The 14,333-nt window shown below is 74.7% G+C and carries 12 protein-coding genes; 6 read left to right on the top strand and 6 right to left on the bottom strand.

The window, feature by feature from the left end; translation table 11 throughout:
* Positions 1 to 31 precede the first annotated feature (31 nt).
* From AC3CCI_RS07810 to AC3CCI_RS07825, 4 genes are all read left to right on the top strand, one after another.
* Positions 32 to 1,033 (top strand): iron-siderophore ABC transporter substrate-binding protein, encoded by a 1,002-nt coding sequence (locus AC3CCI_RS07810; RefSeq protein WP_488628640.1) that lies wholly within the window; start codon positions 32 to 34, stop codon positions 1,031 to 1,033.
* Between the two features lie 229 nt (positions 1,034 to 1,262).
* On the top strand, positions 1,263 to 1,622 hold the full coding sequence (locus AC3CCI_RS07815) for a hypothetical protein (protein WP_157490182.1): 360 nt from the start codon (positions 1,263 to 1,265) through the stop codon (positions 1,620 to 1,622).
* A gap of 77 nt (positions 1,623 to 1,699) precedes the next feature.
* Complete coding sequence (locus tag AC3CCI_RS07820; RefSeq protein ID WP_488628641.1) at positions 1,700 to 3,052, top strand: alpha-amylase family glycosyl hydrolase; 1,353 nt, start codon at positions 1,700 to 1,702, stop codon at positions 3,050 to 3,052.
* Positions 3,053 to 3,268: 216 nt separating this feature from the next.
* On the top strand, positions 3,269 to 4,099 hold the full coding sequence (locus AC3CCI_RS07825) for a hypothetical protein (protein ID WP_488628642.1): 831 nt from the start codon (positions 3,269 to 3,271) through the stop codon (positions 4,097 to 4,099).
* 314 nt (positions 4,100 to 4,413) lie between these two features.
* Here the strand turns inward: AC3CCI_RS07825 and AC3CCI_RS07830 are convergent, their stop codons facing one another.
* Both AC3CCI_RS07830 and AC3CCI_RS07835 read right to left on the bottom strand, forming a co-directional pair.
* On the bottom strand, positions 4,414 to 5,727 hold the full coding sequence (locus AC3CCI_RS07830; protein ID WP_488628643.1) for a methyltransferase domain-containing protein: 1,314 nt from the start codon (positions 5,725 to 5,727) through the stop codon (positions 4,414 to 4,416).
* A 175-nt stretch (positions 5,728 to 5,902) separates the two neighbouring features.
* Positions 5,903 to 6,628, bottom strand: coding sequence for a TSUP family transporter (locus tag AC3CCI_RS07835; RefSeq protein ID WP_488626774.1), 726 nt, complete (start codon positions 6,626 to 6,628; stop codon positions 5,903 to 5,905).
* Positions 6,629 to 7,107: 479 nt separating this feature from the next.
* Here AC3CCI_RS07835 and AC3CCI_RS07840 point away from each other — a divergent pair, with 479 nt between their 5' ends.
* Positions 7,108 to 7,419, top strand: coding sequence for a hypothetical protein (locus tag AC3CCI_RS07840; RefSeq protein WP_354593855.1), 312 nt, complete (start codon positions 7,108 to 7,110; stop codon positions 7,417 to 7,419).
* Between the two features lie 434 nt (positions 7,420 to 7,853).
* Here AC3CCI_RS07840 and AC3CCI_RS07845 read toward each other — a convergent pair whose 3' ends face one another.
* From AC3CCI_RS07845 to AC3CCI_RS07855, 3 genes are all read right to left on the bottom strand, one after another.
* The gene (locus AC3CCI_RS07845; RefSeq protein ID WP_488626775.1) at positions 7,854 to 8,687 is read right to left on the bottom strand and encodes a response regulator; all 834 of its coding nucleotides are present in this window, start codon (positions 8,685 to 8,687) and stop codon (positions 7,854 to 7,856) included.
* The gene (locus AC3CCI_RS07850) at positions 8,684 to 10,186 is read right to left on the bottom strand and encodes a sensor histidine kinase (RefSeq protein ID WP_488626776.1); all 1,503 of its coding nucleotides are present in this window, start codon (positions 10,184 to 10,186) and stop codon (positions 8,684 to 8,686) included. The genes AC3CCI_RS07845 and AC3CCI_RS07850 overlap by 4 nt, the downstream gene beginning before the upstream one ends.
* A gap of 92 nt (positions 10,187 to 10,278) precedes the next feature.
* The gene (locus AC3CCI_RS07855; RefSeq protein ID WP_488626777.1) at positions 10,279 to 12,510 is read right to left on the bottom strand and encodes a serine hydrolase domain-containing protein; all 2,232 of its coding nucleotides are present in this window, start codon (positions 12,508 to 12,510) and stop codon (positions 10,279 to 10,281) included.
* A 131-nt stretch (positions 12,511 to 12,641) separates the two neighbouring features.
* Here AC3CCI_RS07855 and AC3CCI_RS07860 point away from each other — a divergent pair, with 131 nt between their 5' ends.
* Positions 12,642 to 12,998 (top strand): hypothetical protein, encoded by a 357-nt coding sequence (locus AC3CCI_RS07860; protein WP_488626778.1) that lies wholly within the window; start codon positions 12,642 to 12,644, stop codon positions 12,996 to 12,998.
* 480 nt (positions 12,999 to 13,478) lie between these two features.
* Here the strand turns inward: AC3CCI_RS07860 and AC3CCI_RS07865 are convergent, their stop codons facing one another.
* Positions 13,479 to 14,189 carry a hypothetical protein gene (locus tag AC3CCI_RS07865; RefSeq protein ID WP_354594783.1) on the bottom strand — a complete coding sequence of 237 codons (711 nt, stop codon included), beginning with the start codon at positions 14,187 to 14,189 and terminating at the stop codon, positions 13,479 to 13,481.
* Positions 14,190 to 14,333 lie beyond the last annotated feature (144 nt).

Genomic DNA, 14,333 nt, shown 5'->3' on the forward strand with positions numbered 1-14,333 from the left:
ACAGCACCGACGTCACAGCCCTGAGGAACCCATGCGCACCACACTCTCGATCGCCGCCGCCGTCGCGGTCGCCACCCTCGCCCTGGCCGGCTGTTCGGCCGACTCCGGCTCCGGTTCCGACAGCCCTTCGGGCGCGGCCTCCGGCGGGTCGGGGGCGTTCCCGGTGTCGATCGACACGAAGTTCGGCGAGGTCACCATCGAGAAGAAGCCGACGCGGGTCGTCGCGCTCGGCTGGGGCGACGCCGAGGCGGCGCTGGCCCTGGGCGTGCAGCCCGTCGGGGCGTCCGACTGGCTGGCCTTCGGCGACGCGGCCGACGGCGTGGGCCCGTGGGCGCAGGGCCTCTACGACCAGGCCCCCGAGATCATCGGCACCCTCGAGCCCTCGTACGAGGCGATCGCGGCCCTCGAGCCCGACGTGATCCTCGACACGAAGGGCTCGGGCGACCAGGACCGCTACGACCGCCTGTCGAGCATCGCCCCGACCGTCGGCGTGCCCGAGGGCGGCGAGAACTACCTGACCGACTTCGACGACCAGATGGAGCTCGTGTCGGAGGCCCTCGGCGAAGAGGCGAAGGGCGAGCAGCTCGTCGACGAGAACGAGAAGGCGGTCGAGGCCGTCGCCGCCGCCCACCCCGAGTGGAAGGGCAAGACGGTCACCGCCGCCACGAAGACCAGCGAGGGCTGGGGCGCCTACGTCGAGGACAGCGAGCGGGTCGACCAGCTCGAGGCGCTCGGCTTCGAGCAGAACCCCGCCATCGCGGCGCTGGCGCCGAACGCCGGCGGCTTCTCGGTCTCGATCTCGAGCGAGCAGCTCGACGAGATCGACGCCGACGTCATCGTGGCGTTCCCGATCTACATCGACACCACCGAGATCACCGACGACGCGCAGTGGAAGGCCCTGCCGGCCGTGCAGGAGGGCCACGCGGTCGTCATCGACGGCGACGTCGCCGCGGCGTACTCGCTCGGTTCGGCGCTCTCGCGGCAGTACGCGCTCGAGAAGCTGGTGCCGCTGCTCGAGGACGCCACGAAGTAGCCGCGACGCTCGCGGTCTGCGCTGCGACGCTCGCGGTCTGCGCCGCGACGCTCGCGGACTGCGCCGCGACGCTCGCGGACTGCGCCGCGACGCTCGCGCTCTGCGTCGCGACGCGCAGGACGGGCGGGTTCGTGCGGTGCGGGCGTCCCCGGACGCCCGCGTCGCCCGGACCCGCCCGTTTCCGGTGCCCGTGTGCGCCGGATCGCTGCAGAGGGTGAAAGATGTTCTGGTGACCCACGAGCTGCACGACCTGATGACCCCCGAGAAGAACGTCCAACGCATCATGTGGACCGGCACGATCTGGTTCGTCGCCGCGGTCGGCAGCGTGGCGGTGGCCCTGGGCCTGCTGCTCTCGACCGGCTGGCGTCCCGCGCTGCTGTCGGCCGGCCTCGCGACGCTGTTCTGGGTCGGCGCGGCGCTCGTGGCCCTGAGCGTCGGACTGATCGGCTGGTCGGGCTGCCCCATCCTCGAGGTCGACGTGCCGACGGCCGACCGCAACAAGACCCGCACGATGCAGGCCGGCACGATGCTGTTCATCGTCGGCGGTGCGGCCGCCCTGCTCGCGGTGCTGCTCGGCCCCGCGAGCTGAACAGGGGGACGCGCTGCGCGGCCCCGCGAGCGGAACAGGGGGACGCCTCCCGACCGCCCGTCACTAGGGTGGCGCGAATGAGCGAACAGCAGCACCCCGTGACGCCTCCCGCCTGGCAGGGCCCGGCCTGGACCGAGCACGTCGTGTGGTGGCACGTGTACCCCCTCGGCTTCGTCGGGGCGGACACGACCGGGGCGGACCGCTCGCCGGCACCGCGCCTCCTCGACCTCGTCCCGTGGCTCGACCACCTGCTGGCGCTCGGGGCCAACGGCCTCGCGCTCGGCCCGGTGTTCGCGTCGTCGACGCACGGCTACGACACGATCGACTGGTTCACCGTCGACCCGCGACTCGGCACCGAGGCCGACCTCGTCACCCTGATCGAGGCCGCCCACGCCAAGGGCGTGAAGGTGATGCTCGACGGCGTCTTCAACCACGTCGGGCCCGAGTTCCCGGCGCTGGTCGAGGCCCGCCGCGACCCCGGCTCGAGCGAGGCCGCCCTGTTCCGGCGCGAGGCCGACGGCAGCCTGGGCACCTTCGAGGGGCACGGAGGGCTCATCGCCCTCGACCACTCGTCGCCCGAGGTCGCCCGCACGGTGACCGACGTCCTGACGCACTGGGCCGACCGGGGTGCCGACGCCTGGCGCCTCGACGCCGCCTACTCGGTGCCGTCGGAGTTCTGGGCGACCGTGCTGCCGCCGCTGCGCGAACGGCACCCCGACGTGTACGTCGTCGGCGAGGTGCTGCACGGCGACTACGCGGCCGCCGTCCGTGACGGCGGACTCGACTCCGTCACCCAGTACGAGCTGTGGCAGGGCATCTGGCACGGCGTCGACGAGGTCAACCTGTTCGAGCTCGAGTGGGCGCTGCGACGTCACGACGAGTTCTTGGCCGACTTCGTCCCGCTGACCTTCGTCGGCAACCACGACGTCACGCGCATCGCCAGCCAGATCGACGACGAGCGCCACCACGACCACGCGATCGCCCTGCTCTTCGTGCTGGGCGGCACCCCCTCGGTCTACTACGGCGACGAGTTCGGACTGCGGGCCGTCAAGGAGGCGCGGGTCGGCGGCGACGACGCCGTGCGCCCCGCGTTCCCCGCGACGCCTGCCGAGGCGCCGGGTGCCGGCGTGCCGGACGCCCTCCCCGACGTGCTCGCCCTCCACCAGCGGCTGATCGGCGTGCGGCGTCGGCACCCGTGGCTGCACACCGCCCGCAGCCGGACCGTCTCGGTCGCCAACGAGTCGCTCGTGCTCGAGGTGACCGGCGCCGGGCCCGGGGAGTCGCTGGTCGTCGCGCTCAACCTCGGCGACGACGAGCTGCGCGTGGCCGATCCCGCCCCGGGCGAGTGGCTGGCGGGTCGTGACTCCGGACTCGACGGGGACGTGCTCTCGGTCGGGCCGCACGGCTGGGCGGTGGTCGCGCGCGGCTGACCCGGCCCGCGCCTCCCGGCCTTTGTCTCGCGGCCTGCGCCTGCCGGCCCGCGCCTCGCGGGGGTGGCGTGGCGCCGGGTCGCGGGTGAGTGGGCAGAAGGTGCTCGTCGGTTCGTGGCGAGCAGCACGTCCTGCCCGTTCGGGGTGGTCCGGCGTGCGTGGGCATCCGCTGGGAGTCGCGACGAGCCCGTCCGGGCCCTCGCTACCGTGCCAGGCATGGCAAAGACACGAGAACTCCTCATGACCTCGACCCTCGCCGTCGGTGCGCTGGTCGCCGCCACCGGATGCACGACCGACCCCTCCGTCACCGCCCCGACCGCGGCCGCGACGGGCTCGCCGAGTGCCACGTCCGCGACCCCCACCGACGCGGCCCCGGCCGACGCGGAGCCGGCTTCGGCCGAGCAGGCGGTCGTCGGCCGCTACCTCGACGCGATCGCGACCGGCGACACGGCCGCCGCCTGGGCCCTGCTCAGCCCGGAGGCGCAGCAGTTCTACGGCACCGAGCAGACCTTCGCCTCGGCCTCACCCGCCGACGGCACGGTCACCCCCGCCGAGGCCGACGCCCTGCGCGACGTCGAGCTCGCCTCGGCCGAGGGCCCCGAGGGTGCGTTCACCCTCGTGAGCGCGACGACCGACGAGCTCGCCGACGCGTGGGTCGTGCGTGAGACCGCCGACGGCCTCCGCGTCGACGACGCGGGTGTGCCGCCGACCGGCGACTCCCTCTACGAGTGGACGAACCCGGCCGTCGGTGCCGAGGACCAGACCGTAGGAGGCGCGGCGTACGACCCGACGGCCCCCGCGTCGATCTCGTTCGCCAGCCCGCTGAGCCAGGACCAGACCGAGCCGAGCGTCGTCGGCTACCCCGACACGCTGTGGGCGTTCGTCGACGGGCAGCCGCTCGGGTCGATCGACGCCGTCTCGGCCGGGTCGGGCAAGCGCTTCACGACCGAGGTCGGAGGGGAGGGCGGGGCCGGGCGCGGTCTCACGGTCGTCTGGCAGACGGGCGCCGACTCGCTCGGGTGGCGGAGCAGCACCGTCGCGCTCTGAGCTGCGCGGGCCGCGCCGGGGGCCGGGTGGCGGTCTCTCGTCCTCGCCGCCCTGGCCCGCCCCGCTCGCCCCGCCCCGGCTCGCCCCGCCCCGCCCGGCTCGCCCCGGCTCGCCCCGCTCGCCCCGCCCCGCCCGGCTCGCCCCGCCCGGCTCGCCCCGCCCCGGCCGGCCCGCCCGGCCCCGTGAACCCGGTTTCGAACGACGAACCCGGAAGCACGTGGGTTCATCGTTCGAAACCGGGTTCATGAGCGCGTGGCGGCGGGGCGACGGCGGGCAACGGACGGCGGGCGACGGCGGACGGCGGGCGGCGCAGTTCAGCGGCGGCGGAGCAGCGCCATCGCCTCGAGGTGCGGCGTCTGCGGGAACATGTCGAACACGCGCGCGGCGACGACCTCGAACGAGGGCATGGCGTCGAGGTCGCTCGCCAACGTCACGGGGTTGCAGCTCGAGTACACGACGTGCTCGACGGCCGACTCCTCGAGCCAGCCGGCCAGCACCGCGCCGATGCCGCGTCGCGGCGGGTTGACGATCACGAGCTCGGGAGGCGCGGTGCCGGGTCCCGAGGACGTGGCCTCCGGAGGTGCGGTGCCAGGCCCCGAGGGCGCTGACCCCGACTCCGACGGCGCCGACCCCGAGGCCCCGGGCCCCGACGACGACCCCGGCCCCGACGACACCGACCCCGAGGTCCCAGGTCCCATGAACTCCGACCCCGACGACGTCGCGAACCGGGTCGCGTCGTCCGCCGCGAAGCGCACGTGCTCGAGGCCTGCGCGACGGGCGCTGCCCCGGGCGCTGGCCACCGCCTCCTCGCTGGTCTCGATGCCGACGACCTCGCGGTGGTCGTGGCGGCTCGTGCGTCCCGCGCCCGGGCGGGCGACGTGCAGGGCGAAGCCGCCGACGCCGCAGTAGAGGTCCCAGACGCGGGCGGGGTCGAGGTCGTCGACCCACTCGGCGGCCTGGGCGTAGAGGCCGGCGGCGATCGCCGTGTTCGTCTGGAAGAAGCTCTGCGGTCGCAGCTCGAGGTCGATCGCGCCGAGTCGCATGGTCAGCGTCTCGCGCTCGGTCAGCACGATCTCGTCGGCTCCCTCGAGGACGGCCTTGTGCTCGGGCAGCAGGTTGACCGAGACGACGGCGACCTGCGGCAACTCGTCGAGCAGCCACGGCAGTTCGGCGCGGAGCCGCGGCAGGGCCTGCTCACTGCGCAGCACGAAGCGCACCATCAGCTCGCCCGACGGCGACTCGGTCACGTGCACGTACTTCGCCTCGCCGCGTCGCCTCGGCACGTCGTAGGGCAGGAGGCGCGCGCGGGTCACGAACGCCGCCAGCGTCGGCAGCGCCGCCTGGATGCCCTCGGTGTGCAGGCCGCACCCGCGGAGGTCGACGCCCTGCCCGCGCCCGTCGAGGATGCCCAGCGTGGGTTCGTCGATCGTGCCGCCGACGACCATCTTCGCCTTGTTGCGGAACCCCGACTCGGGGCTGGTCAGCGTCGGCAGCCAGGTCGCGGGGGCGTGGCGTGCGCCGAGCAGGTCGAGGACGCGGGCCTCCTTGTCGGCGACCTGCACCGGGTAGGGGCGGTCGAGGAGCGTGCACGACCGGCACAGCCCCGCGTCGAAGTAGTCGCACTGCATGGCGGGCCGAGTCTAGGCGAGGTGCGCGGGGTGACGACCCGCGCCTCCTCGGCCCGGTGGGGGTGGCGGGAGGCGCGGCCGTGCGGTGCCGCGGGTGGCGGTCGGCGGTGCCGGGGGGAGGCGGGCGGTGCTGCCGGGCGGGCGGTGGCCGGCGGCGCCGGGCGGGTGGCGCGGCTCAGAGCTGGGTGATGCCTCGGACGAGGGCGAGCGCGCTGCCGACGGCGGCGAGCGTCAGCACGAGGATGCGTCCGACCCGCGCCGGGACGACCTTGCTGAGGTGGTGGCCGACGAAGGCGCCGACGAAGAGCAGGGCGAGGGCGCCCGCCCAGACGGGCAGCGGCTCGGCCGGGATGCCCTTCGTCAGCACCGAGGTCAGGTTGATCGCCAGCAGGAAGACCTGACCCGTGCCCACGAAGACCTCGCGTGGCCACCGGTCGCTCGTCGCGTGGACGGTGAGGGCCGGGCCGCCGACCCCGGCGGTGACGTTCATGAAGCCACCGAGGGCCCCCGCGGCGACGGCGCCGACGCGGCCGGGCAGGAGGCGCGCGCGGCTCGAGAACGCCATCACCAGCACTCCGACCAGCGCCAGGGCGCCCACCGCGATGGTCAGCGGGCCGGTCGGGGCGGTCTGGACGACCCACGCTCCGATCGGGATCGTCACGAGCGCCGGCAGGACGAGGAGGGCCGCCGTCCGCCACCGCACCGTCCGCCACGTGCTCGCCAACACGACCAGCGCGAGCACGGCGGCGAGGGCGTTGCCGACGGAGACCCCGGCCTCGGGACCGAGCACGACGACGAGCAGGGGTGCCGCGGTCAACGCGAAGCCGATGCCGGCCATGCGCTGCGTGAGCGCACCGACCACGATCGCCGCGGCGGCGAGGGCGAGCGTCAGCGGAGTCACCCGGCCACGCTACCGGGGTGGCGGGACCGGCCGGCGCCGCGCCTCCTGCCCTGCGACCTGCGGCGCGCTGCGCGCGAGCACGACGCCAGGCGACGGGCACCGCACCAGGACTAGTCGTTGTGCGGTGCCCATCTCGTGGTGCGGTGGGGATGGGGTGTGCTTCCTTCTGTGCGGCTCGACGCCGTTCGGGCGCCGCGGCCGCGCATCCCGCCACGATGTCGACATCCCGCCATGCGATGTCGTGGCGGGATGTCGAGTTCGTGGCGGGATGGCTGGCCGGGCAGGTGGCTGGTCGGCTGGGCCTCCGTGCGGCGTGCGGCGTGCGGCGTGCGGCGTGCGGCGTGGCGGCAAGCGGCATGCGACCTGCGCGCACGACGTCAGGCGATGGGCACCGCACCAGGACTAGTCGTGGTGCGGTGCCCGTCTCGTGGTGCGGTGCCCGTCTCGTGGTGTCGTTCGGGCGTCAGTAGGGTGGCGGGATGACCGACTCGTCGAAGACCGTCCAGCTGCGCCGCTACGAGCTCGTCGAGGGGGTGCTCGACGACTTCGTCGCCTGGTTCACGTCGACGCTCATCCCCGCACGCCTCTCGGAGGGGTTCGAGATCGAGTTCGCCTACGCCGACCGCGACGCGAACCAGTTCGTCTGGGCCGTCAGCACGCCGGGCGACGCCGCCCGGTTCGCCGAGGTCGAGGCCGCCTACCTCCAGTCGGAGGCGCGCGCGGCTGCCTTCGCCGGCCAGCCCGTGCGGGTGGCGACGCAGCACGTCTCGCTCGTCGAGCCGGTCGCGTAGCCCGCGTAGCCAGCTCCGCCGCACGGCACCGCCGAGTGGACTGGACGCCGCCGAACGCCGCGGTGTCTCGTCCACTCGGCGGTGCCGCGTCGGCACGGCGAACCTCAGCGAGGCCGACGGCGGTGCGACGACGGCCCCCGGGGCCTGCCCGATCAGAGGGTGTCGACGAACGTCTTCGTCGCGAGCTCACGTTCCTGGCGTTCGACGACGGGTCCGACCCCACGATCGCGTCGCTGTCGCTGTCGCCGTCGCCGCCACCCCGGGCGGGCTGGCGGGCATCGCACCACGGACTGAACGTCGCACCGCCGGATTCGGCGGTGCGACGTCTACGTGGCGGTGCGACGTGTACGTGGCGGTGCGACGTCTACGTGGCGGTGCGACGAGGGCCGATGGCGCGACGCCCGTCTCGGCGCAGGGGTGTCGGGCCACCCGGCTCAGGGCAAGAGACCTGAGCGGTAGGCCCAGACGACCGTCTGCAGCCGGTCGCGGGTGCCGAGCTTCGTCGTGATGCGGGTGAGGTGCGACTTGACCGTGCTCGTCTCGACGACCAGGCGTTCGCCGATCTCGTCGTTCGAGAGGCCCTCGCCGAGCAGGCGGACGAGTTCGCGCTCGCGTCCGGTGAGGACGTCGGGCGACGGCTCGACCGTCGACGCCCGCCGACGCCGCGTGAACTCGGCGATCACCCGACGCGTGGTGGCACCGTCGATGGCGGCCCGCCCCGACGCCAGGGCCCGGACGGCGCCGACGAACTCGTCCGGCTCGACGTCCTTGAGGACGAAGCCGCTCGCACCGGCCTCGAGGGCTCCGAACACGTACTCGTCGAGGTCGAAGGTCGTGGCGACGAGGACGGCGGGGGCGCTCGCCGACCCGACCCGCGCCTCCTGCCCGTCGGTGGCCTCGGTGCCGGGGGTCGGAGCGCCGCCGAGGCGCATGGTCCCGCCGCCGCCACCACCACCGGCCGCGTCGACGCCCGGAGTGCCACCACCGGCCGCGTCGACGCCCGGAGTGCCGGCGCCGGCCGCGTCGACTCCCGGCGTGCCGGTGCCGTCTCGGGAGTCGACGATGGCACGCGTCGCCTCGATGCCGTCGCCGCCGGGCATGCGGACGTCCATCACGACGACGTCGGGGCGGGTGCGGCGGACGACCTCGACCGCCTCGCGCCCTCCGGAGGCCTCGCCGACGACCTCGATGCCCCCGGCCGTCTCGAGCACGACCCGGAACCCCGTGCGGACGATCGCCTGGTCGTCGACCAGCACCACGCGGATCACGGCACACGCCCGTCGTCGACCGCCGTCGGGTCAGGTGCCCCGGCTCCGGCTCCGGCTCCGGCTCCGGCTCCGGCTCCGGTTCCCGCTCGGGCTCCGGCTCCGGCCTCGGCCTCGCCCCCGGCGCTCGCCGCGGCTCCGCGGACGGCCTCGACCGGCAACTCGAGCCGCACGCGCCATCGCCCCTCGGGGGTCGGTCCGGTCTCGAGCCGACCACCGACCAGGTCGGCCCGCTCGCGCATGCCCACCAGCCCGAAGCCACCACCGCCCGACGTGTCACGGGCGGCGGGCAGGTCGTTCTCGACGACGACCACGAGTGCCCCGGCACCGGCCCGTAGGTGCAGCTCGACCGTCGCCCCCGGCGCGTGCCGACGGGCGTTGACGAGCGCCTCTTGCACGGTGCGGTAGGCCGTCACGTCGGCGAGCGGTGCCAGCCTCGGCAGCGCCCCGTCGACGTGCGATTCGACGACGGCCCCGGAGGCGCGGGCCCGGTCGACGAGGTCGCCCACGTCGTCGAGGCCCGGCACCGGCACCGTGCCGGTCGGTTCGTCGCCCGTCTCGCGCAGGATGCCGACGATCGACCGCAGGGCGTCCAGGGTCTCGCGGCCCTGGGCGCGGACGCTGCGCAGGCTCTCCTTCGCACGCTCGGGGTCGCCGTCGACGAGACGTTCGGCGGCACCGGCCTGCACGACCAGCCCGGTGAGGTGGTGCGCGGCGACGTCGTGCAGCTCGCGGGCCATGCGCGTGCGCTCGGCGGCGACCGCGGCCCGGGTGAGCGTGGCCTGGTGCTCGACGGTCTCGGCGGCCCGGGCTCGGGCGTCGCGGTCGTGGTCCCGGCGCAGGGCGACCCACGAGCCGACGGCGGCGCTCACGCCGTTGATCAGCACGGCGCTCGCCACGAGGGCGAGCGCCTCGACGACCGCGCCGAGCTCGCCCAGGCCCGGCGTGGCCCCGAGCTGGTCCTTCACGATCGACGCCGCCCCGACGGCGGCACCGACGGCCTCGACGCCCACCGCCGCGAGCACGACCGCGACGACGGCCCGGGTCGGTCGGAGCGTGGCGACCGTGTAGGCGGTGACGACGGGCGCGGCCGTCCAGAGGGCGAGACCGGTCGGCAGCACCGCGAGCAGGCCGGCCTGCAGCACGGCGACGGCGAGCAGGGCGGGGACCGGTCGGACCCGCCGGAACGCGAGGGGCACGTGCTGCACGAGCGTCAGCACGACCACCGCCGCGACCTGGCCGCCCGGGATGCTGCGATCGGCCCCGTAGAACTCGCCCGCCGCGAGCAGCGTCGCCAGGAAGGCGACGGTCACGAGTGCCCAGACGACGGCGAGGGCGACGTCCCGACCGAGCGTCGTGTGCACGCCCAGCCGTGCGAGGCCGTGACGCACCGCTGCGACGCCGGGCCCGGCGGGGCCGTCGGCGCCGTCGGGCCCGCCGGGACGGGCCGCCCCGCCGGGACGGGCCGCCCCGGTGTGCGGAGTGTCGGGGGTCGAGGTCACCGTCCGAGCATGCCAGGTGGTCCGCGCCTCCTGGTCCCGGGCCGACGACGGCTGTGCACCGTCGGCCCCGACGTCGCGCTGGGGGCGAGCCATCAGAAGCTCACGCTCGGAGCGACGAGTCGGAAGCCGAACGCGAACCCGGCGAGGGCCCCCAGCGAGACGACGACGAGCACGCGTCCGGTCACGACGGCCCATCCCCGGCGGTCGCGCACGGCCTGCACGGCGACCAGCGCGGCCGGCGCGATCGCGACGACGCCGAGCAGCTGCAGCCCCTGCAGCACGCGCAGGGTGACGGCCGACACCTCGGCGAACGACATGGCCTGCACCGCGACGACCGCCCAGCCGACGAGCGCCAGCAGCGTCGACGCCTGCCCGAGTCGGGACAGCAGCAGGGTGCGGTCGCGGCGACGAGGAGTGGTGACCACCGAGCCCGACACGCCCGCCCGGAGGTCCCGGCGCCGACGTCCGGCCCCGGCGAGGGCGGTCGCGGGCCAGACGATCATCGAGGCGAGCAGCACCACGACGGCCAGCGCGACGCTCGGCAGCACGGCCGACGCCACCTGCCAGGGCTGCGCCCGCAGCATGGTGAAGGAGGCGCCCCACGAGATCGCCTCGACGGTCGCGTCCCCGTCGGTGCCGGAGGCGTCACCGGCCGTCCGCGTCGCCAGCACGGCGTCCCCGCCGACCTCGCGCCACAGGTCCGTCCCGACCTTCTCGTAGACGCCGGTGGTCACGCCGAGCGGCTTCGGGGTCACGGCGACCGTGCCGTCCGACCGGGCCGCGACCGTGGTCTGGCCGGAGAGGGCGAGCAGGGCGCCGGGGTTGGTGACGGGGGAGCGCGACGAGAGGTAGGTGCCGGCCAGGTCGACCGCCACCGGTCCGTCGGTCGCGTCGCCGGCGCCGGCGCCGGTGGCGGCGCTGGCACTGGCGTCGGACCCGGGCCCGGTGCCCGAGGCGACCGCGTCGGCGGCGGGTGCTCCGTCGCCGACGGTGCCCGCGCCTCCTCGGCCGTCACCGTCGGTCGGGTCGCCCGAACCCGCGGCCGACCCGGCGGCCGACGCGTCGCGCAGGTAGCGGTCCGCGAAGCCCTGCAGCACCGTGGTGCGCAGGTCGAGCGAGGCCGTGGCCGATCGCCCGCTGCCGTTCGTGCTGACGAAGATGCCGGTGTCGTGCTCGGGGAACATCCGCATCGCCGAGTGGAAGACCTGCGTGTCGCCGTCGTGGCCGAAGGCGGCCAGGCCGGGGGTGCTGTCGTCGAAGAAGGCGAGGTCCATGCGCTGGCCGGCGACGAGCGTGCCGAGGTCGTCGGCGTCGAGCGCGGGGCGGTGCATCTCGGCGAGCGTGTCGGGCCGGAGCAACGCCTGGTCGTCGGGCAGGTCGCCGAGGTGGGCCAGCATGAAGCGGGCCATGTCGGTCGCGGTCGCCGACATCGCACCGGCCGGGGCCGCGTTGACGACCTCGGTCGGCACGGCGGGCTCCGAGTCGTCGGGGTAGCCGTGCGCCAGGCGGGCGTCGAGCTCGTCGGGCAACGGCTGCGCGAACGACGACGAGGTCATGCCGACCCGGTCGAAGACCTGCCGCTGCAGCAGCTCGTCGAAGGGCACGCCGCTGACCCGCTGGGCGATGTAACCGGCCAGGGTGGCTCCGTAGTTGGAGTAGGCCGGGGTGGTGCCGGGCGTGAACACCTGGGCGGGAGGGGCGTCCGAGACGGCCTCGCGTAGCGTCTTCTCGCTGCCGGGCGTGCCGATGAGCCCCGAGATGACTTCTTCGAAGCCGGCGGTGTGGGTGAGCAGGTGCCGCAGGGTGACGGTGCCCTTCGGGGTGTCGAGGTCGAAGTCGAGGTACTGCTGCACGTCGGCGTCGAGGTCGAGGTCGCCGTCCTCGACGAGCTGCATGATCGCGGTGGCCGAGACCACCTTCGACACCGAGCCGACGCGGAACAGCGTGCGGTCGGGGTCGACGGCCTCGGCAGGCGTGTCGCCCGTGCCGGTGTCGGCCATGCCGTAGCCGCGCGCGGTCAGCAGCTCGCCGTCGGCGACGACCGACACGGTCGCCCCCGGGATGCCCGTGGTCTGCAGCGCCGACCCGACGGCACCGTCGAGCCACGAGTCGACGTCGTCCTGCGTGAGGGAGTGTCCGCCGGGCTGGTGCTGCGGAGGTGCGGGAGGCGCGGCGTCGACGGTCGCGCCCGTCGCCCCGGACGCGCACCCGGCGAGCGTCACGCCCAGGGCGACGACGGCGGCGGCCGCGAGGCCCTTTCGGACGAGGAGGCGCGGGTGGCGCCGGCGGGACGGAGGGGCTTCTCGAGTCGGTGTCGTGGTCATGACTCCACGCTCGCGGGTGCACGGCGGCGCCACCGGGTGCAGGAGTCGGGACCTGCCCTGCGACTTTCGTCGTACGTCGACGTGACGCACGTCGACCCCGGACGTCGGTGGTCGCCCCTACGGTCGCCGACATGGGCGTGCAGACGAAGTTCGAGAACGCGCGGGCGGTGCTGCGCAAGCCTCCCGCCGAGCACCCGTGCGCGCACCCGCCGATCCCGGGCGGGCAAGGGCTGTGGCTGATCCGGCAGGGTGAGGCGGCGCCGCTCGGCTACGTCCGGCAGCGGCCCGTGACGGGCGGCTTCGCGTTCGACGTCTACGCCCACTGCCGCGACGAGGGCGGACGTCGGCCCTGGCTGCACACGGCGTCGTCGCTGAACTCCGCCGTCGCCTGGACGCTGCAGCACGACGCCGACGTCCGCGCACTCATCGCCCGCAGCACGGCCGAGCCCGACGCGTGGCCGCCGGCGGCGCCTGCGGGTCGGTCGTGATGCCCGCCCGAACCCCGTTCGCGAAGATGAACCCCGTTTTCTCGGGGTTCGCCTTCGTGAACGGGGTTCGGGGCTGAGGTGGCGTGTCCGGGGGGCCGTCGGCGGCGGGCTGGGTCCGCGGTGGTGGGTGCGTGGGGCGGGCGTGTGCGTGGGGCGGGCGTGTGCGTCGGACGCGCGATGAACCCGGTTTCGAACGATGAACCCGGAAGGAACGGGGTTCATCGTTCGAAACCGGGTTCATGGCTGCGTGGGGCGTGGGTTCCCGCGACGGCGCGTGGGGGACGGGAAAACCCCCTCCTGCACGGGTGCGGGAGGGGGTTCCACCGGGATCGCCGGCCCCGCCGGGCGGGGCGGGGCCGGTGCGTCGTCACGGAGACGACCCGGGTTCCGGGTCGCACCCCGGAGGGTGCGGCCTCGGGGCCTGGCCGGCACGTGACCGGCCAGGCGTGCCGGGCCGGCGGGGCCGGCCCGGCGGGGGTACTACTCCGTGGCGGCGGTGATCTTCGCGACGCCGACGAGCATCTCGTCCTGGACGGCGTCGGTGTTGAAGGTCTGGTTCAGCAGGGCTGCGGCGTCGGGGCTGATGTGGACGGTGGTGCCCTCGAGGACGGCGTTGGTGCCTTCCATCTGGATGGGCTTCAAGGTGCCGCCCCAGAGGTTGAAGAGGTAGGCGTCTTCGGCGGCGACCTGGCCGTTGGCGGTGACGGTGCCGTAGAGCTTGCTCTCGCCCGGGTCGATGCGGAAGTCGGTCAGTTCGACGACGGTGTCGCCGGCGGTGAGCGACAGGCCGGAGCCGTCGTGGTCGATCTCGCCCTGGACGTAGGGGCGGACGTCACCGTTGGGGTCGTAGTAGTCGACGTTGCCGCCGGTGATGGGGAACGCGAACGTGCCCGTGGCCGAGTCGAAGGTGGCCGAGCCGACGACGCCGGGGGTGAGGCCGAGCGAGGTGAGGGCTTCGACGAAGGACGCGTCGACGGTGACCTGGGTGTCGACGCCGTTGCTGAGGTCGGCGATCGTGGCCAGGGGGGTGGCCTCGGCGGTGGGCTCGGCCGACGCGGAGGTCGAGGTCGAGGAGGTGTCGGTCGCGGTGCCCGAGTTGGACGAGCAGGCGGCGAGGGAGAAGATCAGGGCGCCCGAGGCGGCGATGCCGAAGGCGGCTTTCGTGATGCGCTTGCGAGTGAAGGCGTTCATGGTGAAGCTCCTTGTCTGTTGGTCCCGGTGGGGATGTACAGGGTTCGCCGCCGTGGCCCGGAACGATGGGTCGCACCCCGGGTTCGTTATCCGCTCGTGATCTTCACCCCCGAACGAGGGCCAACCCCACAGGCCCACCCGACA

Source organism: Frigoribacterium sp. CF331 (genome assembly GCF_057787905.1).